The sequence below is a fragment of the Chitinibacter bivalviorum genome (assembly GCF_013403565.1).
Lineage (GTDB): Bacteria > Pseudomonadota > Gammaproteobacteria > Burkholderiales > Chitinibacteraceae > Chitinibacter > Chitinibacter bivalviorum.
The window spans coordinates 1,298,151-1,321,310 of sequence record NZ_CP058627.1 but is presented as its reverse complement, the minus strand read 5'-3'; the positions used below and the strand labels follow the sequence as shown (position 1 = coordinate 1,321,310).

Below are 23,160 nucleotides of genomic sequence, written 5' to 3'. Positions count from 1 at the left end.
CCATGCGCGCAGCGTTGTTATGACTACTACACGACCACGCCCGAGTAATCTAATAAGGAAAACGTATGAGCCAGCCTAAAAAATACAACCGTATTCTGTTAAAACTCTCCGGCGAAGCATTGATGGGGGACGATAGCTACGGCATCAATCGCGCCACTATCGACCGGATCGTGCAAGAGATTAAAGAAGTCGTTGATCTGGGCGTGCAGGTGGCCATTGTGATCGGCGGTGGTAATATTTTCCGCGGTGTAGCGCCCGCTGCATCTGGTATGGATCGTGCAACAGCCGATTATATGGGGATGTTGGCGACGGTTATGAATGCACTGGCCTTGCAAGACGCAATGCGTCATGCTGGCATCGTTTCGCGAGTGCAGTCAGCCCTAACAATTCAGCAGGTTGCTGAACCTTATATTCGCGGCAAAGCAATCCGCTACCTTGAAGAAGGTAAAGTCGTGATTTTTGGTGCAGGTACCGGCAATCCTTTCTTTACCACCGACACTGCAGCGGCGTTGCGCGGTATGGAAGTTGGTGCTGATATCGTACTGAAGGCCACTAAAGTTGATGGCGTTTATACAGATGATCCAAAGAAAAATCCCGATGCAGTTCGCTATCAATCAGTGACTTTTGATGAAGCCATTGGTCGCAACTTGAAAGTAATGGATGCAACTGCTTTTGCGCTTTGTCGTGACCAAAAAATGAATATTTGCGTATTAAGTATCTTCAAACCAGGCGGTTTGAAGCGCGTTGTGCTTGGGGAAGATGAGGGTACACTGGTACACTGCTAAGATTGTATCGAACTCAAGATGGTTTAAACCCATCACGACGGGCGGGGTATAATCCCGCCTGTTTTTTATTGCAAGCTGCTTTCTTGCTTATTCGTTGTAGAGGTTATCGAAAATGATCGCTGATATCAAAAAATCAACCGAAGAAAAAATGGCCAAAACGGCCGATAAATTAAAAACTGATTTAACAAAGATCCGTACCGGTCGCGCGCACACTGGCTTGCTTGATCATGTGCAAGTCGAGTATTACGGTAGCATGGTACCTGTTAATCAAGTAGCGAATATTACCCTGATTGACTCGCGCACGATTGGCGCGCAACCCTATGAAAAAAATATGGTTGGCAAAGTAGAAAAAGCCATTCGCGATTGCGATCTGGGTTTGAACCCAGCAACTCAGGGCGAATTGATTCGTGTCCCAATGCCAATGCTGACTGAAGAGCGTCGCAAAGACCTCATCAAGGTGGTTCGTGGTGAAACTGAAGATGCACGTGTGGCGGTGCGAAATGTACGCCGCGATGCGAATGATCAACTCAAGCGCGCTTTGAAAGATAAAGAAATCTCTGAAGATGATGAGCGCCGTGGTCAAGATGATATCCAAAAATTGACTGATAAATACATTGCCGATCTAGATCGCCAGTTGGCTGATAAAGAAAAAGAATTGCTGACTGTTTAATCGAAAGGCGGTAGAACGTGGCTTTGTTTAATCGTGCCAGTGAGCAATCTTTGGATGCTCTCAATGGCAAAATGCCGCAGCACATCGCGGTGATTATGGATGGTAATGGTCGTTGGGCAAAAAAACGCATGATGCCAAGGGTTTATGGGCACAAAAAAGGCGTTGATGCTTTGCGAGATGTGATTCGTGCTTGTGATGAGTTAAAAATCGGCTATTTGACCGTTTTTGCCTTTTCAAGTGAGAATTGGCGTCGTCCTGCCGACGAAGTCACGTTCCTAATGGGCTTGTTCTTGCAGGTGTTAGAGGGCGAAATTGAACGCATGATGCGTAATAATATTCGCCTAAAAATAATTGGCCGTCGCGAAAAGTTCTCCGCTGATTTGGTTGCAATGATCGAGTCGGCTGAGGCAAAAACGGCAGCTAACACAGGTTTATGCCTAACTATCGCAGCAGATTATGGTGGTCATTGGGATATTATGCAGGCCACTAGGCAGTTGTTGACGCTAAATCCTGCGATGCTCACGACGTATACTGAGCAAGACCTGCAGCCTTATTTAGCAATGTCCTATGCGCCAGATCCAGATCTCTTTATTCGGACTGGCGGTGAACAAAGGATTAGCAACTTTTTGCTGTGGCAATTGGCCTACACCGAGTTATATTTTACCGACTTGGCTTGGCCTGAGTTTGGGCGTACCCAGTTAATTGAATCAATTGCGTGGTATCAGCAGCGCGAACGACGTTTTGGTCGAATTAGCGAACAGCTGAGCGAGTAAACCATGCTAAAAACACGCATTATCACGGCCTGCGTTTTATTACCTATCATCTTGCTTGATATGTTTATGCTACCGCCACAATATTGGGTACTCTTTTGTGCCGCTTTATTGGGGTTTGCCGCTTGGGAATGGCAGCGTCTCGCAGCAATGAATGGGTCGCTCGCTAAGCTCTATCCACTTATAGTGCCCGCTGTTTTTCTGTTGCTATGGTACTTTTTGCCGTTAGAACTCAGAATCGGTTTGATCTTTGCTTCCGCCATATTCTGGCTACTGGCGGTGCCCTTTTGGCTTAAAAAGAAATGGATCTTAGCCAATGCGGGTAATTTAAATGCGCTATTGGGCCTACTCATTTTGACCCCCGCAGCTATGTCCATGGTGATTTTACATCCCGATGGTTGGACATTATTGGCGGTTATGATGATCGCGTGGATTGCGGATACTTTTGCTTATTTTACCGGCAAAGCTTTTGGTAAGAGAAAATTGGCCCCCAGCATCAGCCCTGGCAAAAGCTGGGAAGGTGTTTTTGGCGGCACATTGGCTGTCGTGATCTACGTGCAATTATTACCAAAGCCTTTTCTGCTGTTTTCGTCCGTTCCCGCGCTAAACTCCGATGCTGCCCAAGTAGTTGGCTGGTTGATTATTGCACTGGTATTGACTGCCGTAAGTGTGATGGGCGATTTAATTGAATCCTTGTTTAAGCGCCAAGCAGGCATGAAAGACAGTAGTAGTCTGTTGCCTGGGCATGGCGGTGTGCTTGATCGCATTGATAGTTTATTGGCTATTTTGCCCGTGAGTGCTGCGATTTATCTGGCGCAATATATCTGATCGATACCCAGTTTGTTGGAAATAGGTTGTCATATGCAAAGTAAAAAGCGCGTGGTCAGCATTTTAGGTGCCACAGGAAGTATTGGCCAAAGCACCTTAGATGTCATCGCACGTCATCCTGAACGCTATGAGGTTTTTGCAATATCAGGCGCGTCACAATGTGACAAATTGGTTGAAATCGCAGCGCAATTTCATCCGAAATTCATCGTTGTACTTACAGAGCAAAATGCACAATTAGTGCGACAAGATTTGGTCTTGCGCCAAATTAAAGCAGAAGTATTGGTGGGGGAGGCTGCTTTAATTGAAATCGCTGTTGCGAGTGAAGTTGATACGGTGATGGCTGCCATTGTGGGTGCAGCAGGCATGCCTGCTACTCTGGCCGCAGCAAAAGCTGGTAAACGCGTACTGCTAGCCAATAAAGAAACACTCGTGCTGGCGGGTAAATTATTTATGGATGCTATTACGCAATCAGGTGCTGAGTTGCTGCCGATTGATAGCGAACATAATGCGATCTACCAATCGTTGCCTATTGAGTTTCGTGAACTTCCTTACCAAAGTAGCTTTGCTGCTGCGGGCATTGAAAAACTATTGCTCACCGCATCGGGCGGGCCATTTCGCACGCGCGCACTCTCAGATCTCTCATCGATTACCCCAGAAGAAGCCATTAAGCATCCCAATTGGTCGATGGGGCGCAAGATTTCGGTGGATTCGGCGAGCTTGATGAATAAGGGCTTGGAAGTGATTGAAGCGCATTGGCTGTTTAATGCGCCCCTCGATGCGATTGAGGTTGTAGTGCATCCGCAGAGTGTGATTCATTCTATGGTGCAATACCGAGATGGTTCTGTGATTGCTCAATTAGGTTCGCCCGATATGCGAACACCGATTGCCTATGGTTTGGCCTATCCCGAGCGTATTGAAGCCGGTGTAAAGCCACTGGATTTGTTTAGTATTGCAAGGCTTGATTTTGAAGCGCCCGACATGCTACGTTTTCCATGCCTAGGATTGGCTTATAACGCAATCCGCCAAGGTGGCGCTGCGCCAGCGGTGTTGAACGCCGCCAATGAAATTGCCGTTGAAAGCTTCTTGGCTAAGAAAATCGCGTTCACCCAAATTCCTGAGCTAATCGAATCGACGCTAAATCGTCATGCGGGTTTGTCCGATGAAAGTTTAGAGTCCTTATTGCAGGCAGATCAGGCCGCGCGAAAAACTGCGATAGCTACTGTAGCTGCTTGGAGCTAAGTGCGACTATGCTTACCTTTTTTTCCTTCCTATTTGCAATTGCTTTGCTGGTATTTGTCCATGAATATGGCCATTACTGGGTTGCAAAGAAATGCGGGGTAGGGGTATTAACCTTTTCAATTGGTTTTGGTAAGCCCATTCTCCAATGGAAGCGCGGTGATACAACTTGGCAAATTGCGATGATTCCATTGGGCGGTTTTGTGCGCATGATGGATGAAAATGAAGCGCCAGTTGCGAGCAATGTCCAAGCCAAGGCTTTTAATCGACAACATCCGTTAAAGAAAATGGCGGTGGTGTTTGCCGGACCTTTTGCCAACCTATTATTTGCAGTTTTGGCATTTACGGCCTGCTATTTGCATGGCGTCGATAGCATTAAGGCTCAAGTTGCCACGGTCATGCCCGGCAGTATTGCGCAGCAAGCTGGGTTCAAAAGTGGTGATCAAATTACCCAAGTAGGTAAAAATACAATAGACACTTGGGATCAGCTACAAGTTGAGTTGTTTGATTATGCGGGTGAACCTGAAGTCACAATCGGCGTTCGTGATGCTCACAAGCAAGAACGGCAATTAGTGTTATCGTTGTCTAGCCTTAAGGCCGAGCAATTTGACCAACGTTTGCTTAGCCGCATTGGTATTTCACCCTTTGCTAGCCAACGCATTGTCGCTTTTGTTCAGCCGCAGGGCGCTGCAGATTTGGCTGGCGTGAAAGTTGGTGATGAAATTTTAGCAATCAATCAAAATCCAGTGCACGATTGGTCTGATGTACAGGCTTTGGTTTTAAAGCTAGGACATAAAGATCTTCAATTGGAAATTAAGCGCCAGCAGCAGAACCTGATGCTGACGGCAAAACCCAAGATGCAAGATTCCGATGGCCAATTACGCCCTCGTCTAGGCTTGGCGCCTGAGTCTGACTCTGCAAAAAATGCGCAGCAAGCGGTTAAGGTCAAATTAGGTTTACTTGACGCCTTGCACATGGGTGTCGTTAAAACCTATCAAATGTCGGTGATGACTGTGCGCATGTTTGGCAAAATGCTCACTGGTGCTATTTCACCAAAACAAGTGAGTGGGCCGCTGGGAATTGCTGAATATGCAGGACAAAGCGCATCAATTGGCTGGTTGGCCTATCTGCAATTTTTAGCGCTGATCAGTATCAGTTTGGGCGTATTGAATCTGCTACCCGTACCGATTCTGGATGGCGGACATTTGCTGTATCATAGCTACGAACTAGTTACAGGCAAAACAGTGTCCTTGCTTGTTACCGAGTGGTTGCAGAAAATTGGCCTCTCTCTTTTGCTCATGTTAATGGCGCTCGCTTTGTTTAACGATGCGACTCGCCTGCTTCAGGGTTAATCATTTACTTTCTCACAGCCGATCAAAATGAAATTTAAGCCTATGTACCTGCTGCTAAGTGCAGCACTTGCTAGTCTGAGCCTGAGCGCTTTGGCTTTTGATTCATTCACCGTGCGGGACATCCGCGTAGAAGGGTTGCAACGAACTGATGCCGGTACAGTATTTAACTACTTGGGCGTGAAGGTCGGTGAAAATTTCGATGATGCAAAAGCGAGTCAAGCGATTCGCTCCTTGTTTGCAACCGGTTTTTTCGATGATGTTCGAATTGAAGTGGATAAAGATATATTGGTTGTCACAGTGGACGAGCGTCCAACTATTTCACAGATCAATATCAATGGAGCAAAACTGATCGAAAAAGATCAGATTAAAAAAGCTTTCCAAGGCCAGAATTTAGCTGATAGCCAAATCTTTCAGCAGGAAGCATTGGACGCGGCCATTAATGAATTAAAACAACAGTATTATGCTCGTGGCCGATATTCGGTTGAAATTAAAGCAACTGTTACCAAACTAGAGCGAAATCGAGTTGGTATTCAGGTGGATATTTCTGAGGGTGATGTCGCTCTCATCAAAGGTATAAACTTTGTAGGAAATACCGTTTATTCAGATAGCGAGTTATTACGTGCATTGGGTTTGACCACAAGTAACTGGATTACTTGGTATACGAAAACGGATCAATACTCAAAGCAAAAATTTGCCGCCGATTTGGAACAAATCAAATCGATGTATTTAGACAATGGTTATATTAAATTTGCCATTGAGTCTACTGCAGTGGCATTGTCTGAAGATAAGACAGAAATGTTCCTCACGGTTAATATCAACGAGGGTGCTCAGTATAAAGTAGGGAAAGTAACGCTCAGCAGTACATTAGCTGAGTTCCAAGAGCCAGCAAAAGCATTACTACTGCTAAAAACAGGGCAGGTTTACTCACGCGAAGACACGAATAAGTCTGGCCTAGCTATTTCAAATATGCTCGGTAATCATGGTTATGCTTTTGCTAATGTTAATCCGTTACCTGAAATTGACGAAGAAAGCAAAACAGTGAACTTCACTGTCATGGTTGATCCAGGTAAGAAAACAAATATCCGACGGATTAATGTTTACGGGAATAGTCTGACGCGAGATGAAGTTATCCGCCGTGAATTAAGGCAAATGGAATCTGCAGAATACGACTTATCTAAGGTAAAACGCTCTAAAGAGCGTCTGCAAAATTTAGGTTATTTCTCTGAAGTAAATATTGATACGCCAATTGTGCCTGATGCAGTGGATCAGGTTGATATGAATGTAAATGTTGTAGAGCAAAAAACGGGTAATTTCAACTTTGGTGTTGGTTATGGGCAAAGTGAAGGTGTAATTTTCCAAGTCTCCGTTTCACAAGCTAATTTCTTGGGGACAGGCAAACGTTTCTCTGTCGATGTGAATACTAGTACAGCTTCAAAAGTTTATTCATTGTCGATGCGTAATCCATACGCAACAACTGATGGTGTGGCTTTTGGGTGGAGTCTTTATCAGAAAAACACTGATCCCAATTCAGTTAATTTAGGTGATTATTCTACAGATTCGAAAGGTTTAAGCCTTAATTTTGGCATGCCAACGAGTGACTATAACAGTCTTGGTTTAAGCTTGAATTACGAGAATTTGAAAATTCACGCAAATCAGAATTCTCCTACTTATGTAAATGATTATTTAAGTAAGTACGGTGCTGTATCTGATACATATTCTGCAGTAATGAGCTGGGCATCTGATTCTCGTGATTCCGCTACTTTCCCAACAAAGGGGTGGTACCGTAAAATTAATGCAGATGTTGCAATTCCGCCTTCGGAGTTAACTTATTATAAGCTGTCTGCTCAAAGTCAGTTTTTTTATTCATTCAATGAAAAATCGCCAGTTACATTTGTATGGAATATTGAGGCTGGGTATGGTCGCGGATATGGATCGGGTGAATTGCCGTTTTATAAAAATTATTTCGCCGGTGGCGTAAATTCGGTACGCGGCTACAAATCAGGTTCTTTAGGTCCACGCGATAACAATGGAGATTCAATGGGTGGGCAAACCAGGTTTGTCAATAACTTTGAATTATATAGTCCATTGCCTAATATGAAAGATGATAAGACAATGCGATTAAGCGTGTTTTTGGATGCCGGTAATGTTTGGGGTGATGGGCAGGTAATTGATTCGACTTCTCTGCGTTATTCAACAGGTGCTGCGTTTACATGGATTTCGCCTGTTGGACCGATTAAATTAATTTATGCATATCCATTAAATGCTAAACCTGGCGATAGTAAGGAAAGCTTCCAATTCCAACTTGGTCAGGTATTCTAAAAGGCAAAGAATATGTTAAAGCTTGCTAATGTAGTTTTAATAATAATTGCTTCGCTGATATCTTCTATGGTGCAAGCGGACACAAAAATTGGCTATGTTGATATTCAGCGTATTTTGCGTGAGGCCGCGCCCGCGGTGCGAGCTGCGAAAAAATTGGAAAAAGAATTTGAGCCGCGTCGTATTGAACTGCAAAAAGTCTCAGTACAGGGTAAAGCAATGCAGCAGTTACTGGATAAAGGTACTCTGTCTGAGGCTGAACGCAGGATAAAAGAGCGCGAATTACTCAAATTAAATCAAGATTTCCAGCGAATGCAACGCGAAATTAATGAGGATTTAAATGCGCGTCGAAATGAAGAATTGTCAGGCCTGCAAGAACGGGTGAATATAGCCGTGCGTAGTGTAGCCGAGTCAGAAAAATTAGACTTTATTTTACAAGATGCATTATACAAAAATCCAAAATTGGATATGACTGATAAGGTTCTTCGCCAGTTGGTAGATAAATAAATGAATGAATTTTCTAGTGTGCTGCTTTCTGAATTAGCCAATCAATTTGCATTAACATTAATTGGTGAAGATATTGTCGTATCTGGCGTGTCATCATTGCAAAATGCAACACGGGATAAAATTAGTTTTTTTTCAAATGCAAAATTGCTGCCTGATTTATTGTCCAGCGATGTAGGTGCTGTTCTCGTTAAAAATGCTGAAGGATTACCACCGGCAAAGACCTATCTCGTTTGCTCAGATCCTGCTTTATATTTTGCAAAGATTGCTCAGTTTTTTCATCCATTGCCTGTCTCTGCGAAATCAATACATCCCACTGCTGTCATTGCGCCTACAGCTAAAATTGCGCAAGGTGTCGAAATTGCAGCTCATGTTGTAGTTGAAGACGGTGTTGTTATTGCAGATGGAGTACAACTAAAGGCGGGGGCATTTGTCGGTAAAAATACCACGGTTGGTGAGAATACTATTGTTATGCCTCGAGTGGTTATTTATGAAAATACTGTAATTGGCAAAAAATGTCTGATTCACTCCGGTGCAGTAATTGGCTCTGATGGTTTTGGTAATGCTTGGGCGGGAGATCATTGGGAGCGTATCCCGCAAATTGGACGTGTTGTTATTGGCGATGACGTAGAAATAGGTGCAAATACAACGATTGATCGCGGTGCTTTAGATGATACGGTTATTGATTCTGGAGTTAGGCTCGATAATTTAATTCAAATTGCCCACAATGTGAAAATTGGGTCCAACACAGCAATTGCTGCATGTACTGGTATCGCGGGCTCGACTGAAGTAGGCAAAAATTGTCTAATTGGTGGCGGTGTACTTATTGCTGGACATATAAAGATTGCAGATCGCATAACAATCTTGGCGGGCAGTGGTGTACCAAATCATCTTGATGACTCCGGTGTTTATGCTTCAGGAGTTCCGGTTGTTCCACACAGCAAATGGTTACGAAATATGGTTCAGTTCCGTAAACTAGATGAACTGGCTAAAAAAATCAAAATACTTGAAAAAAATTTATCAAATAAGCAGTTAGAGAAAGGAGAAGATTGTGACGCCAATTGATATTATTGGGATTATGGAGCATTTGCCACATCGCTACCCATTTTTGTTGGTGGATCGTGTTCTCGAATTGGAGCCCGGAAAATCCGTAAAAGCAATTAAAAATGTAACGATGAATGAGCCTTTTTTTCAAGGTCATTTCCCTAATTTCCCTGTAATGCCTGGCGTATTGATTCTTGAGGCTTTGGCTCAAGCTGCTGGTGTTTTAACTTTTAAAAGTATAAACCCACCGCCTTCAAAAAATACCATTCTGTTTTACGCCGGAATTGACAATGCACGCTTTAAGCGTCAGGTCGTTCCTGGAGATCAACTGACATTGGTTGCCGAAATTACAGCGTCAAAACGTGGTATTTGGAAATATTCCGCGAAGGCTTATGTCGGCGACGAATTGGCTTGCGAAGCGGATCTAATGTGTGCTCAGCGCGAAGTTTAATTAAACAGGTTTATTCATGGCAAACATTCATCCAAGTGCAATAGTGGATCCGTCGGCTATTATTTCTACCGATGTAACAATTGGTGCTTTTTCGATTATTGGCGCTAATGTTTCAATTGGACCCGGTACTACGGTGTCGTCACATTGTGTCGTGTCGGGTTATACAACCATCGGAAATAATAATTTCTTTCACCCATATTGCGCTATTGGATGTGATCCACAAGATAAGAAATATAATAATGAACCTACACGCCTCATTATTGGTGACAACAATACCTTCTTTCATAATGTAACAATTTCTACTGGTACCTCGCAGGACCAGAGCCTCACGTCACTAGGCAACAATAATTGGATCATGGCCTATGCGCACGTTGCGCATGACTGCGTTATTGGCAGTAATGTCATTATGGCTAATTGCGCTACATTAGCAGGACATGTGACGATTGGTGATTATGCCATTTTAGGTGGTTTAACTGCTGTGCATCAGTTTTGTACTATTGGCGATCATGCAATGGCTGGCGGTGGCTCAATTATTGTGCAAGATTTGCCGCCGTTTGTGATGTGCGAAGGCAATCGAGCAATCGCTCGAGGCTTTAATAGTGAAGGTATGAAGCGTCGAGGCTTCACTGAAGCTGAAATTAAATCAGTTAAAAATGCCTATCGACTTTTGTATCGATCTGGATTGGCATATGACGAGGCAGTGAGTCAAATTCAAGCTTTGGCAAAACATGAGCAGGCTCTAGATACTTTTATAAGGTTTTTTGAGCAATCAACCCGCGGTATTGTGCGCTAATTAGTCATGTCTGAATTTAATTTTACCCCACATGCATGGCCTAAAATAGCTATTGTAGCTGGTGAAGCTTCGGGAGATATTCTGGGCTCTGGGTTGATTGTTGAACTACTTAAAATATTCCCGAATGCTGAATTTGTCGGAGTAGCAGGCCCGAAAATGCTTGCTGCTGGTGCAACATCTATTGAGCCAATGGAGACTCTCTCCGTAGGTGGCATTGTGGAAGTTCTAAAACACTTGCCAAAATTACTCGCATTACGCAAGCGATTGATTCAAAGCTGCCAAAAATCTAGACCTGATTTATTCATAGGAATTGATGCCCCCGACTTTAATCTGGGATTGGCAGCTAGAGTCAAACGTTTAGGTATTCCAACAGTTCATTATGTCAGCCCTTCGATTTGGGCGTGGCGACCTGAACGCATCAAGAAGATCAAAAAAGCCGTAAATCATATATTACTGCTACTTCCTTTTGAGAAAAAAATATACGAGCAGGCAGAAATCCCCGCAACCTATGTCGGACATCCTTTAGCGGATCAAATGCCAATAGATGTTAAGGCTGAAGCATACCGTGAATTATTGAATATTCCGCCGCATACGCAGGTTCTGGCTTTGCTGCCAGGTAGCAGACAGAGGGAAGTTACCGCGCTAGCTCCTTTGTTTATCGAAACAGTAGTTGAGTTGTCGGAGCGTTATCCGAAGTTATTGATTTTAGTTCCCTTTGTGACTCGTGAAACTCGTTTGCTATTTGAAAGGGAAATGTGGCTACGTGGCGCTCAAAATTTGAACTGGCGATTGATGTTTGGACATTCTCATGAGGCGATGTCTGCTGCCGATGTTGTCTTATTAGCTTCCGGTACTGCAGCACTTGAATCTATGTTAGCTAAGCGTCCAACAGTGGTAGCTTATCGTGTTTCAAACCTTACTTATCGGATTGTGAAATCAAAGTATCTACTGCCGTTCGTTAGCTTGCCTAACATTATTAGTGATCGTTTTTTGGTTCCTGAGTTTTTACAACATGAAGCAAAAAAAGAAAACTTGACCCTAGCTATTGCAAATTATCTTGAGGATAAAAGTATTCGTTTGAAAATTGCAGATAAATTCACAGAAATGCATTTGCAAATGCGCTGTTCGGCATCGATTGTTGCTGCCCAAGCGATTCAAAAAATGTTGGCTAGTAAATCAAGATGTTAATTTGTGGTGTAGATGAAGCGGGCAGAGGTCCATTGGCTGGTAGTGTATTTGCTGCCGCTGTTATTTTGCCTGAAAACTGGGTTTGTGAAGGTTTAACAGACTCAAAAAAGCTATCGCCTAAAAAACGCGAATTCTTAGCTGAAGTCATTAAACTGAATGCGATTAGTTGGTGCGTAGCCAGCGCTACTGTAGATGAAATCGACAGTATAAATATATTGCAAGCGACTATGTTGGCCATGCAGCGAGCCATTCAAGGACTTAGCACTCCTGCTGAACAGGCATTGATTGATGGAAATCGTGTGCCAGAGTTGACTATTCCTGCCGAATGTATTGTCAAAGGTGATGCCAAGGTTTTGCAAATATCGGCGGCCTCTGTCTTAGCTAAAGTAGCGAAAGACGCGGAGGCGATGGAGTTAGATCAGTTATATCCTGAATATGGTTTTGCCTTGCATAAAGGCTATGGTACGGCACTACATCTGAAACAACTAAAACAGTATGGTGCAAGTCCATGTCATCGCAAGACATTTGCGCCTGTGCGTGCAGCTTTAATGCAAACAACTTTATTCTGATCAATTTTATGTTGTTTGTACTTTTATCCGCCACTAATATGACTAAGTGCGGATCACGTTGATACTACTCTTAAAACTTGAATAAGGTGCGGACTGATGTTCGTAATTATCGGCTATATCTTCATGTGCGCTTGTATTTTGGGGGCATATGCGTCGCACGGTGGTCATCTGGGTGTACTTTGGCAGCCTTCGGAAATTATTATTATTTTCGGTGGTGCAATTGGTGGGATGATTGCTGCGCAGGGCGGAAAAGGCATGAAGGCCTTTGTAAAGGCGTTGCCTAGCATTTTCAAAGGTTCTCCCTATGGGAAGGCCTTCTATATGGATCTGTTTGCTTGCTTGTTCGAATTATTGGCTAAGGTGAGAAAAGAAGGTCTGATGTCCATCGAGGGAGATGTAGAAGATCCACATGCCAGTCCGATTTTCTCAAAATACGCCAAAATTTCTCATGATCATCATGTCACAGAATTTATCTGCGATTATCTGCGTTTAATGGTCGGGGGTAATTTAAATCCATTCGAAATTGAAAATCTGATGGATGTTGAGATTGATACCCATCATCATGAAGCAGAGGGCCCTGCATCGGCGATGGCAAAACTTGCGGATGGTTTACCTGCTTTTGGTATTGTGGCTGCGGTAATGGGCGTGGTTCACGTAATGGGCTCATTGCATTTGCCGCCTTCTGAGCTGGGCAAGCTTATCGGTGCTGCATTGGTTGGTACATTTATGGGTATTTGGCTGGCTTATGGGTTTGTCGGTCCATTGGCGACCGTATTAGAAACTAAGAATGCAGAAATGCATCAAGTCCTTCAGACCATTAAGGTCACTTTATTGGCTAGTTTGAACGGATATGCTCCACAAGTTGCAGTTGAGTTTGGACGTAAAGCACTTAGTTCCACTGAGCGCCCTTCGTTCAAAGAATTGGAAGAATTTGTTAAGAACGCCAAAAGTAAGTAATAGTCATTAATCCTAACTGTTGGATTTACCATGAGTGATGATTCCCAACGGCCGATAGTCGTTAAAAAAATCAAAAAGGGTGGCCACGGTCATCATGGCGGTGCCTGGAAGATTGCCTATGCAGACTTCGTGACTGCGATGATGGCCTTTTTTTTGTTGATGTGGCTTTTGGGGTCTGTATCAAAAGGTAATTTGAAAGGGGTTTCAGATTACTTTTCGAATCCCGTCAAGATTGCTAATGCAGGTGGCTCAGGAGCGGGGGAGTCTGATACGGTTATCCAAGGTGGTGGTAACGATCTAACCAAGCAAGCAGGTCAAGTAAAAAAGGGTGATCCACCCAGCCAAACAGAAGCGGCAAAAGATAAGCGTCGTCTCTCTGCGCTCAAGCAAAAGTTTGAAGCCTTAATGGATAATAAAATTAAGGAAAACTCAAAACTTGCTCAATACAAAAACCAATTGAAATTAGATATGGTTGCCGAAGGTCTGCGAATTCAAATCGTAGATGAACAAAACCGTCCTATGTTCAAATCGGGGAGCTCAGAATTAGAATCTTTTGCGCACGAAATTTTGCAAGAAATTGCGCAATTGCTGAATGAAGTTCCAAATGCCGTTTCTTTATCGGGGCATACAGATGCCAGTAAATTTGCTGGTGGGGCCGCCGGATTTACGAATTGGGAGCTTTCATCTGAGCGGGCAAACGCTTCTCGACGCGAGTTAATTCTAGGCGGACTAGAGCAGACTAAAATACTGCGGGTAAATGGTTTTGGTGATGTTGTGCCACTAGATAAAAATAACATCTACAACCCGATTAATCGGCGCATTAGTATTGTCGTTCTTAATAAGGAAGCTGAGTCTGATATTCGCAGTCAGGCAGGGGAGCAGCAAGATGCTCCTGCTGAAGCCAACGCACCTGCTGCTGAAAAATGATTTTAAAAATCAAGCCATGGCTTCGTTTTGTATTGATCCAAAGTCTTGGTACGCTATTTTTTTTCGGCTGGCTAGTGCATGCGGTTACTATTCCTGCCGGCTTACTATCAGTTAGTATTTTAAGCGCAATATTTGCCAAATTTTTACACGATGAACCTTGGTGGGTTTTCATTCATGGCTTGTTTTTGCCCATCGTTATTGTGGCGCTGTCGCTTGAATTACCGAGCTATGTGTATTTAATTGCATTTGTGATTACCTGGTTACTTTTCGGTCAAGTCGCTTCTTCTCGCGTGCCATTATTTCTAAGTGAGTCACAAGCCTTGGCCGCATTAAATGAGTTAATACCTGAAAACGCTCGTTTTCTAGATGTCGGTGCTGGTACTGGGCGGGTATTGGCTAATTTATGTCTTAAAAGAAAAGATTTAAAGCTATTTGGTGTTGAAAATGCATTTTTGCCTTGGCTGATCGGCAAGTTTAGTTTGCCAGTTGGCGTGCACTGGTCATTGAAAAGTTACCAAGCAATTGATTTTTCAGATTTTGATTGTATTTATGCCTATTTATCACCTGCTGCAATGCCCGAATTATGGCGTAAAGCACAGCAAGAAATGAAACCAGGTGCCTTGCTAATTAGCAATTCATTTGAAATTCAAAATCACCTCCCAGTGCAAACGGTCGAACTAGACGACTGGAAAAATGGAAAATTATTGATATGGCAGATGTAGCCACTCCAGCGGATGCCATTAATGTTTGGTCGGCCAAGCCGTTGCCGATATTGCAGGCTTCACGCAATCACATTATCTCGATGGTTCGCCGTGCCGACAGAATCAAGCCCGCTGAAATTGCTGATGTGGTATTGCAAGACCCTCTTTTTACTGCTCAATTACTGAGAGTAGTTAATCAGCGGGAGAAAAATAGTTTATCCGCAGATATCGCATCAGTTGAAAGTGCGATTTTATTGATTGGAGTTCATCCATTCCTCGATCGTTTTGCGCGCCATACGACGGTGGAAAGCCTCTTGTTGCCTGATTTGCAAAATGAATATGCTCAATTACTGAAATGGGTATTTCATTCTCGTGTTTTGCGCCGACTTTCTAAAGAATTTGCAAAGCAGCGTTACGATGCCAAGGTCGATGAAGTTCAGGTTTCCGCGCTTCTGTCCAATTTAGTGAATATCCTGCCTCTGATCAGTAAAGCACCTTCAATTGGCTTGTCTTCTTGCAAAGTGGACCTCGTACGATTGCTGAAGGCTTGGCAATATCCTCATACTATTTATGATTTATTAGGCACTATGGCTGAGCCAACGCCACGATATGCCTTGCAAAAGGCGGTATTACCCTTATTAGATTGTTTAGATAAGGGGTGGTGGGGGGATGATCTGCAACCCTTGCTCAATACAATTGGCTTGGTACTTGACCAGCCTATCGAGTCAGTTTGGCATACCATCACAAAACACCTGCTCAAACTCTCGCAAGATATGGGCGAACAGGCTGCATTTTTTACGCCAGCTCGTTGGTTGGTGATGTTGCCTGGCGCTTGGCCGCAAGAACGGCAAGCGATTGCGGTGGAGCCGAAAAAAGCGATGACGATTGAGAGAGATGTATTGGCCGAGCGCATGCAGGCCTTGCATCTTGCTGGTTTACAGGGCGCTCCTACCAACCAAGTGATGTCATTAGCAATCCGTGCTATTGCTGATGGTTTGGGAATGAATCGGATCGCTTTTGCCTTGTTTATGGCTGCTGAAAATAAATTACGGACTCGCTATGTGCATGGTAGCGAGCAGACTGATGTGTTGCGTCAGATGGTGATTTCTCTTGAAGAACCACACATTTTCACTCGCATGTTACAAAAGCAAAGCAGTATCTGGCTCAACGCCAGCAATCTGGTTCAATATCAGCCATTATTGCCCGCCGAGTTTCGTGATCAGCTTGATGTAAAGAGCTTCTGTGCGATGTCTATCTTTGTTGGTGACAGGCCGCTTGGGGTTTTATACGCAGATGCTGGCGGTCTTGCGCAAGTTTCTGAGCATCAATATCAATATTTCAAGCAAATTAGTACACTCACCTGCCGAGCTCTGGCGCATAATGCACGCCGTAAAAACGCGGCCTCAATATGAAAGAAATAATTAGCTCAAGCAGCAACCCCCAGTACAAATTAGCCTTCAAAATTAGCCAAACTAAGCGCGAGCGTACTAAGCAGGGATTAGCCCTTCTCGACGGAGTGCATCTCGTTCGTGCCTGGTTAGATGCTGGTCGTGAGATTGAAACCGTGCTTTTTACAGAGGCTGGGGCTGAAAAATCTGAGATTGAGCATTTACTCCAGCAGATTCAAGCAAAAACGCTCTGCATCAGCGAGGCACTATTTAGCACTTTGAGTGAATTGCCGAGCGCAACAGGGCTGTTAGCGATTGTAAAAATACCGACGCCACCCGCCGCGAAGGTCGATGGCTTTTGTCTTTTACTGGATGGCGTGCAAGACCCTGGAAATGTCGGGGCGATTTTACGCACTGCTTTTGCCGCGGGTGTACAGCAGGTCTGGCTTTCTGCGCAATGCGCTGATATCTGGTCGCCTAAAGTATTGCGTGCCGGGATGGGGGCGCAAGTAGTTTTGCCGTGTATTGAAAATGCCGACTTAGTCTCTTTGGCCCAAAGCTTCAAGGGGCAAGTGGTTGCAAGCTTACTCGATGAGGCAGCATCTGATTTATACCAGACGGATTTACGGGGCGATATTGCTTTTGTGATGGGCTCTGAAGGCCAGGGTGTTTCACCTGAAATGGCGGCAATGGCCAAGACTAAAGTACTGATCCCGATGCAAGCGGGGATCGAGTCGCTTAATGTCGGTCACGCTAGTGCTATCGCCTTGTATGAAGTGATGCGCCAGAATCGGTAGTTTGATGGGTATTGCTTTGCAGTCCTTCCTGTTACAGTGTTTTGGCGCAATACCCATAGTTAGGTTTGTCTGAGTTGCCCATCAACCATGTGCAGGACTCGCTGGCAACGTTCGGCTAAGCTTGCATCATGCGTTACTACAACAAATCCCGTTCCAAGGTCTCCAGCCAATTCGATCATTAGATCAAATACGGCACTGGCATTGCTGCGATCTAGATTGCCGGTTGGCTCATCCGCCAATACACAATCGGGTGTGCTCACTAGTGCACGAGCAATCGCCGCACGCTGACGTTCACCGCCTGATAACTCACTGGGTTTGTGATCAAAGCGATGGTCTAGGCCTACACGGGCAAGCATCTCTTGTGCTTGTTTTAAGGCGGCAGTTTTCTCCATGCGTCGGATCAGTAGTGGCATCGCGACGTTTTCTGCGGCAGTAAACTCAGCAAGCAAGTGGTGAAACTGGTACACAAAGCCCAAGTGTTGATTACGCAATTGCCCACGTGCATTTTCATTAAGGGTGAATGGATCTTTACCCATCAAACTAATTTGGCCACTGCTGGGCTGATCGAGCGCGCCAAGACAATGCAATAAGGTAGATTTACCAGAGCCGGACGCGCCAACTAAGGCCACGATCTCGCTGCGCGCAAGTTGGAAATTGACATCATGCAATACAGGCGTGCTGACTTTGCCGCTTTGATAGCTTTTACACAGATTGCTTGCCGATAAAATCAAATCGCTCATAGGGTCTCTTATTCGTAGCGTAGGGCTTCGGCAGGGTTAACACGCGATGCGCGCCAGCTGGGGTATAGCGTCGCCAGCAGCGCTAAGACGAGGGCAATAACGCCGATACTGATGACATCCGCCGGTATGATCCTGCTTGGTAATTCACTGATCAGATAAACATCGGCAGAAAGGATACGGCTGCCGATCAGGCGCTCTATAAATGGCACAATCGTACTGATATTCGCGGCTACTAAGACGCCAAGCCCTACGCCGCTGGCAGTACCTATCACGCCCGCCATTGCACCTTGAACTAGGAAAATTTTCATAATGGAGGCAGGGCTAGCGCCCAGCGTACGTAAAATCGCAATGTCGGCTTGTTTATCGGTCACCACCATCACCAAACTTGAGACCAGATTGAACGCCGCGACGGCAACTATCAGCGTCAAAATAATAAACATCATGCGTTTTTCAATTTCAACCGCGCGGAAATAGGTTGGATTTTCCTGGCTCCAATCGGCTACGATCAATTCGGGCATGGTGCGATTAATTTCGCGGGCAACTTTACGGGCTTGGAAAAGATCATCCAGTTTCACCCGTATGCCACTGACCGCATCAGCGGTGCGATATAGTTTTTTTGCATCCGAAATATGGATCAAGGCCAAATTGGCATCGTAGGGATAGTAGTCCGCTTTAAAAACGCCAACGACATTAAATTGTCGCAAACGCGGAATCAGTCCTGCTGGAGTTACTTGACCTTGGGGTGTAATCAGCGTGACTTTATCGCCCAGGCTTACACCCAATTCTTGCGCTAAGGCCCAGCCGAGTACCACCGAAAAATCATCTGCTTTTAAGTTATTGGCGGAGCCTACCAACATTTTGTCGGTAATTTCACTGACCTTGGGCTCTTCTGCGGGGTCGATGCCGCGCACCATCACCCCCTTCACTTGGCTACCATTCGTGAATAGACCCTGGCCTAAAACATAGGGGGCGGTTCCTTTGACATGCGGATTTTGTTGCGCGCGATTTGCTGCGTCTTCCCAGTGGGTCAAGGTATTGCTGGGGCTGGTAATCGTGATGTGCGAGGCCATGCCTAAGATACGGTTTCGCACTTCTTCCTGAAAACCGTTCATCACCGAGAGCACGATAATCAAGGCCGCAACGCCAAGCGCGATGCCGACGATGGAGATCAAAGAGATAAACGAAATAAACCCATTGCGACGTTTGGCGCGAGTGTAGCGGAGACCAATTAGCAATTCGTACATAGTAACGGCCAGAATCGAAAGTGGTCGCAGTTTAGCACAAGCAGGCTAAGCGATTTAGCTGCGTGGCATGAATTGGCGATTATATCTGTAGCAACTATTTACTGCGCGGAGCAGGGAGTGCGCGAGGACGAATAGGGAGTTTTGAGTTTGGTGCCGTGTTGTTGATCGGGAGATTACTCGTGCGACAAAACTCGGGATCTCGATTGGGGTTGTCGAGGCTGCAATTTTCCGTAATGGGCGCATTCGGATCAGTAGAAAATCGCGGCGTGGGCGCCGCGTCTACGTTTTTAACAATGGGGGTGGGTTTGATCTCGCTCGCGGGGCTGACTAATTGCGGATTGGGAGTTGGCCCCTTGATGCTATTTTTCGGCAGGTTATTTAATACCTCCTGTTTGCCAGATTGGCAGGGGGTATCTTGATAGAGAGTTTTTCCTGCTTGATCTTTACACTTATACACCTCCCCGGCATACAGGCATGAACTGAACAATATCAGGGAGAGGGTTAGCGTTTTCATCGCGTATATCCTTGTTCGTGCTTTTGTAGCTATAGCTGCGGAGTTACTAGATTCTGAGCTGCACTATCGCTTAAAAGACTCACATTGCTAAGCAATTACCTGTATTTAAGCATTTGCTACTTGACAGATGATCACTTGAGATTTAATTTTCAAACAGTCGTTTGAAATTGATTTAGATCAACTACAAAAATGTTGCCAGGAGTGCACTGATGGAGTCAGTCAAATCCCCCGATACTGCAACCCGCATCTTGAATGCGGCAGAAGTATTATTCATCGAGCACGGCTTTGCCGGTACTTCAATGCGGCAAATTACTGCGGCTGCAGCAGTCAATATAGCAGCTGTTAACTATTATTTTGGTTCAAAAGACGGATTGTTTCAGGCCGTTTTTGAACGGCGCGCCGAACCTTTTGCGCGTTTATCGCTGGCCAAGCTCACCGAGCTAGAAGCGGCGCAACCGGCTGCCGATGCCATGGCCATTGCCAAATCATTTATTGCGGCGGCTTTAGAGATGGGGCGCAATCCAGAATATGGCGGTTTGGTCTTTGTTCGACTACTGGCACGCAGCTACGTTGAACCCAATTCTATCCTGAAAGAAAAAATCCCACAGCGTTATGGTGAGCTCACGCGTCGCTATCAAGCGGCATTAGAGCGCGCTTTGCCGCATTTGTCCGCTGCCGAAGTGGCTTGGCGCTTTCATTTTATGACCAGCGCCATGTTCAACGCCTTTGCCGGGAATCACGTTCTGCGTTTATTCATGGCTCAGCCCATGGTCAACTCTCGTGATCCACAATTGGTGGCCGACATGTTGCTCCCTTTCATTGCTGCTGGCTTAGCCAGTCCTGCTGCTGTTATTGCTTAGGAGTCCATCATGAGCATTTTGATTTGTATGATTACTGCAGTGGTTTTGCTCGGTGCATTGGCCTATCTTAGTGCGCCATTGTGGTTGAGTTCAGTTTTGGTGCTGGCGGGTACGGCCTATGGGGTCTTTGTACAGGGGGCATCACCGGTTTGGTTCTATCTCGTTTTGGCCATCGCGGTCGTACTGAATATTGCCCCGTTGCGCAAAATGCTGCTCACTGGCCCACTGTTTGGCATTTTTCGCAAAATCACCCCGGCGATGTCGCAAACTGAACAGGAAGCGATTGATGCCGGTACGGTGTGGTGGGATCGAGAGCTGTTTTCAGGCAAACCTGATTTTGCCCAATTGCATAACTACCCCGAGCCAAAGCTGAGCGCAGAAGAAGAGGCCTTTCTCAATGGCCCGACTGAGCGTTTGTGCGAAATGCTCAACGATTGGGAAATTACACAAAACCAAAAAGATCTCTCGCCTGAAGTGTGGGATTTCATCAAGCAAAACGGCTTTTTGGGCATGATTATCAAAAAAGAATTCGGCGGAAAAGAATTCTCTAATTACGCCCACGCGCGAGTTGTAACCAAGATTGCGACGCGTTCGGGTAGTGCAGCCGTTACGGTAATGGTGCCCAATTCTTTGGGGCCGGGTGAGTTGTTGCAGCATTATGGGACTGAGGCGCAGAAAAATTACTACCTGCCACGTCTGGCTAAAGGCGAAGAGATCCCATGCTTTGCACTGACTAGCCCAGAGGCTGGCTCTGATGCCGGGGGCATCCCAGATTACGGTGTTGTCACGCGCGGTAGCTATACCGATAAACGAACCGGTGAACGTCACGAAAATGTGTTGGGTATTCGCCTGACCTGGGAAAAACGCTATATCACGCTGGGTCCTGTTGCGACGATTTTGGGGATGGCATTTAAGCTCTATGACCCTGATCATTTACTTGGCACTAAGGACGATATCGGTATTACTTGTGCCTTGATCCCAACCAACCATGACGGCGTCAATATTGGCCGTCGCCATTATCCTGGCACCAGCACTTTCCAAAATGGCCCAAATTGGGGCAAGGATGTATTTATCCCGATGGATTGGGTGATTGGCGGGCAGGATTATGTCGGCCAAGGTTGGAAAATGCTGGTTGAATGTTTATCGGTGGGTCGCTGCATTTCATTGCCCGCGATGTCAGTTGCTTCTGGCAAATTGGCCTCGTACACCACAGGCGCTTATGCACGAATACGTAGCCAGTTTGGCCTGTCGATTGGTCGCTTTGAAGGCGTGGATGAGGCCTTGGCGCGCATCGGTGGCTATACCTATCAAATGGATGCTGCGCAACGCTTGGCTTTGACTGCGCTGGATATGGGTGAAAAGCCATCCGTTCTTTCCGGTATTTTGAAATATCACAATACCGAAAAAATGCGCAAAACCATCAATGACGCAATGGATGTACATGCTGGTAAAGCAGTATGTATTGGCCCACGTAACTATCTGGCATTGGGTTACCAGGCAATACCCGTGGCAATTACCGTGGAAGGCGCTAATATTTTAACGCGCAGCATGATTATTTTTGGTCAAGGTGCGATTCGTTGCCATCCTTTTGTATTGAAAGAGCTGCGGGCAGCTATGGCCAAGGATTTGGGCGCTTTTGACGCGGCGGTGATTGGGCATATTGGCTTTGCGATTTCTAATGCGGTGCGCTCGCTTTGGTTGGGTTTAACGGGGGCTCGTTTTGTCTCTGCGCCCAAAGCAGGCCCAACTGCACAAAACTATCGTGACATTGTTCGGTTTTCGAGTGCGTTTGCTTTCTTAGCTGATTTGGGTATGGGCACTTTGGGCGGCAGCTTGAAATTCAAAGAGAAGCTCTCGGCGCGCCTAGGCGATATGTTGTCAAACTTATACATCGCTACTGCGGCGTTGAAAAAGTTTCATGACGATGGCGAGCCAAAAGAAGATCGTCCATTGGTGCGCTGGGCGGTAGAAACGGCTTTGTATGACTGCCAAGAGGCAATGAACGGCTTTTTAGCTAATCATCCCAATCGCTTTATTGCCTGGTGTGCGCGCCGCATCGTGTTTCCGTGTGGCATGAGCATGCGCCAGCCAGCCGATCGCGTGGGCACTCGCATTGCGCGCAACTTGATGGAGCCATCGGTATCGCGTGATCGTTTGGTGAAATATATGTATCGCTCAGGTGATGAAGCCGATGCGGTGGGCGTATTGGAGCATGCACTTAAAGCGGTGATCGAAACCGAAGGCCTAGAGAGCAAATTACGCCGCGCTCAACGGGAAGGGCAGTTAAAAGCACTCACCGGTAGTGAGCGTCTGCAAGAAGCCTTAAATCAGGGCTTGATCACCGATGTTGAGTTTGCTGCAGTCACGCGAGCCCGACGCCTCAAACGCGAGGTGATTATGGTCGACGATTTTGATGCACATTTAGAAAACCCAGATCCACACGCGATTTCAAGAACGGTAGTTTAGGTTGGTAACAAGGTAGTGTCGATATAACAGGCTAAAAGCCACAGTATGTAAAACCACTGG

23 protein-coding genes are annotated in these 23,160 nt (G+C 45.6%); 20 read left to right on the top strand and 3 right to left on the bottom strand.

Annotation, left to right across the window (positions count from 1 at the left end; translation table 11 throughout):
- The first annotated feature begins 65 nt into the window (after window positions 1-65).
- From pyrH to HQ393_RS06155, 18 genes are all read left to right on the top strand, one after another.
- Complete coding sequence (gene pyrH, locus HQ393_RS06240; protein ID WP_179357970.1) at window positions 66-785, top strand: UMP kinase; 720 nt, start codon at window positions 66-68, stop codon at window positions 783-785.
- A 112-nt stretch (window positions 786-897) separates the two neighbouring features.
- Window positions 898-1,455, top strand: a complete 558-nt coding sequence (gene frr / locus HQ393_RS06235) for a ribosome recycling factor (protein WP_179357969.1) — start codon at window positions 898-900, stop codon at window positions 1,453-1,455.
- Window positions 1,456-1,526: 71 nt separating this feature from the next.
- The gene (gene uppS / locus HQ393_RS06230) at window positions 1,527-2,228 is read left to right on the top strand and encodes a polyprenyl diphosphate synthase (protein ID WP_179358418.1); all 702 of its coding nucleotides are present in this window, start codon (window positions 1,527-1,529) and stop codon (window positions 2,226-2,228) included.
- A 3-nt stretch (window positions 2,229-2,231) separates the two neighbouring features.
- Entirely contained in the window at window positions 2,232-3,053 is an 822-nt protein-coding gene (locus tag HQ393_RS06225; protein ID WP_179357968.1) for a phosphatidate cytidylyltransferase, read from the top strand.
- Between the two features lie 33 nt (window positions 3,054-3,086).
- On the top strand, window positions 3,087-4,292 hold the full coding sequence (gene ispC / locus HQ393_RS06220; RefSeq protein WP_179357967.1) for a 1-deoxy-D-xylulose-5-phosphate reductoisomerase: 1,206 nt from the start codon (window positions 3,087-3,089) through the stop codon (window positions 4,290-4,292).
- Window positions 4,293-4,300: 8 nt separating this feature from the next.
- Entirely contained in the window at window positions 4,301-5,641 is a 1,341-nt protein-coding gene (gene rseP, locus HQ393_RS06215) for an RIP metalloprotease RseP (RefSeq protein ID WP_179357966.1), read from the top strand.
- A gap of 27 nt (window positions 5,642-5,668) precedes the next feature.
- Complete coding sequence (bamA, locus tag HQ393_RS06210; RefSeq protein WP_179357965.1) at window positions 5,669-7,960, top strand: outer membrane protein assembly factor BamA; 2,292 nt, start codon at window positions 5,669-5,671, stop codon at window positions 7,958-7,960.
- Between the two features lie 12 nt (window positions 7,961-7,972).
- Window positions 7,973-8,464, top strand: a complete 492-nt coding sequence (locus HQ393_RS06205) for an OmpH/Skp family outer membrane protein (protein ID WP_179357964.1) — start codon at window positions 7,973-7,975, stop codon at window positions 8,462-8,464.
- Complete coding sequence (gene lpxD / locus HQ393_RS06200; RefSeq protein WP_179357963.1) at window positions 8,465-9,526, top strand: UDP-3-O-(3-hydroxymyristoyl)glucosamine N-acyltransferase; 1,062 nt, start codon at window positions 8,465-8,467, stop codon at window positions 9,524-9,526. It begins immediately after the preceding gene.
- A 13-nt stretch (window positions 9,527-9,539) separates the two neighbouring features.
- Window positions 9,540-9,956 carry a 3-hydroxyacyl-ACP dehydratase FabZ gene (gene fabZ / locus HQ393_RS06195; RefSeq protein ID WP_246308001.1) on the top strand — a complete coding sequence of 139 codons (417 nt, stop codon included), beginning with the start codon at window positions 9,540-9,542 and terminating at the stop codon, window positions 9,954-9,956.
- 16 nt (window positions 9,957-9,972) lie between these two features.
- Window positions 9,973-10,749 carry an acyl-ACP--UDP-N-acetylglucosamine O-acyltransferase gene (gene lpxA / locus HQ393_RS06190; protein ID WP_179357962.1) on the top strand — a complete coding sequence of 259 codons (777 nt, stop codon included), beginning with the start codon at window positions 9,973-9,975 and terminating at the stop codon, window positions 10,747-10,749.
- A gap of 6 nt (window positions 10,750-10,755) precedes the next feature.
- Entirely contained in the window at window positions 10,756-11,937 is a 1,182-nt protein-coding gene (lpxB, locus tag HQ393_RS06185) for a lipid-A-disaccharide synthase (protein WP_179357961.1), read from the top strand.
- Entirely contained in the window at window positions 11,925-12,506 is a 582-nt protein-coding gene (rnhB, locus tag HQ393_RS06180; protein WP_179358416.1) for a ribonuclease HII, read from the top strand. The genes lpxB and rnhB overlap by 13 nt, the downstream gene beginning before the upstream one ends.
- A gap of 96 nt (window positions 12,507-12,602) precedes the next feature.
- Window positions 12,603-13,463: a flagellar motor stator protein MotA gene (gene motA / locus HQ393_RS06175; protein WP_179357960.1), complete on the top strand. Its 861-nt coding sequence runs from the start codon at window positions 12,603-12,605 to the stop codon at window positions 13,461-13,463.
- A 30-nt stretch (window positions 13,464-13,493) separates the two neighbouring features.
- Window positions 13,494-14,390: a flagellar motor protein MotB gene (gene motB, locus HQ393_RS06170; RefSeq protein ID WP_179357959.1), complete on the top strand. Its 897-nt coding sequence runs from the start codon at window positions 13,494-13,496 to the stop codon at window positions 14,388-14,390.
- A complete protein-coding gene (locus tag HQ393_RS06165) occupies window positions 14,387-15,112 on the top strand; it encodes a class I SAM-dependent methyltransferase (protein WP_179357958.1) in 726 nt (241 codons plus the stop codon). Before motB ends, HQ393_RS06165 begins: the two co-directional genes overlap by 4 nt.
- Window positions 15,100-16,503, top strand: a complete 1,404-nt coding sequence (locus HQ393_RS06160) for an HDOD domain-containing protein (RefSeq protein ID WP_179357957.1) — start codon at window positions 15,100-15,102, stop codon at window positions 16,501-16,503. Before HQ393_RS06165 ends, HQ393_RS06160 begins: the two co-directional genes overlap by 13 nt.
- Complete coding sequence (locus HQ393_RS06155; RefSeq protein ID WP_179357956.1) at window positions 16,500-17,276, top strand: TrmH family RNA methyltransferase; 777 nt, start codon at window positions 16,500-16,502, stop codon at window positions 17,274-17,276. Before HQ393_RS06160 ends, HQ393_RS06155 begins: the two co-directional genes overlap by 4 nt.
- Before the next feature lie 59 nt (window positions 17,277-17,335).
- On the opposite strand, the gene lolD is transcribed toward HQ393_RS06155, so the two are convergent.
- The 3 genes from lolD to HQ393_RS06140 form a co-directional block, all read right to left on the bottom strand.
- Window positions 17,336-18,016, bottom strand: coding sequence for a lipoprotein-releasing ABC transporter ATP-binding protein LolD (gene lolD, locus HQ393_RS06150; protein ID WP_179357955.1), 681 nt, complete (start codon window positions 18,014-18,016; stop codon window positions 17,336-17,338).
- An 8-nt stretch (window positions 18,017-18,024) separates the two neighbouring features.
- The gene (locus tag HQ393_RS06145) at window positions 18,025-19,260 is read right to left on the bottom strand and encodes a lipoprotein-releasing ABC transporter permease subunit (protein ID WP_179357954.1); all 1,236 of its coding nucleotides are present in this window, start codon (window positions 19,258-19,260) and stop codon (window positions 18,025-18,027) included.
- Window positions 19,261-19,354: 94 nt separating this feature from the next.
- On the bottom strand, window positions 19,355-19,774 hold the full coding sequence (locus HQ393_RS06140) for a DUF4124 domain-containing protein (protein WP_179357953.1): 420 nt from the start codon (window positions 19,772-19,774) through the stop codon (window positions 19,355-19,357).
- Window positions 19,775-19,983: 209 nt separating this feature from the next.
- Here HQ393_RS06140 and HQ393_RS06135 point away from each other — a divergent pair, with 209 nt between their 5' ends.
- On the top strand, window positions 19,984-20,634 hold the full coding sequence (locus HQ393_RS06135; protein ID WP_179357952.1) for a TetR/AcrR family transcriptional regulator: 651 nt from the start codon (window positions 19,984-19,986) through the stop codon (window positions 20,632-20,634).
- 9 nt (window positions 20,635-20,643) lie between these two features.
- Window positions 20,644-23,100: an acyl-CoA dehydrogenase gene (locus HQ393_RS06130; protein ID WP_179357951.1), complete on the top strand. Its 2,457-nt coding sequence runs from the start codon at window positions 20,644-20,646 to the stop codon at window positions 23,098-23,100.
- Window positions 23,101-23,160 lie beyond the last annotated feature (60 nt).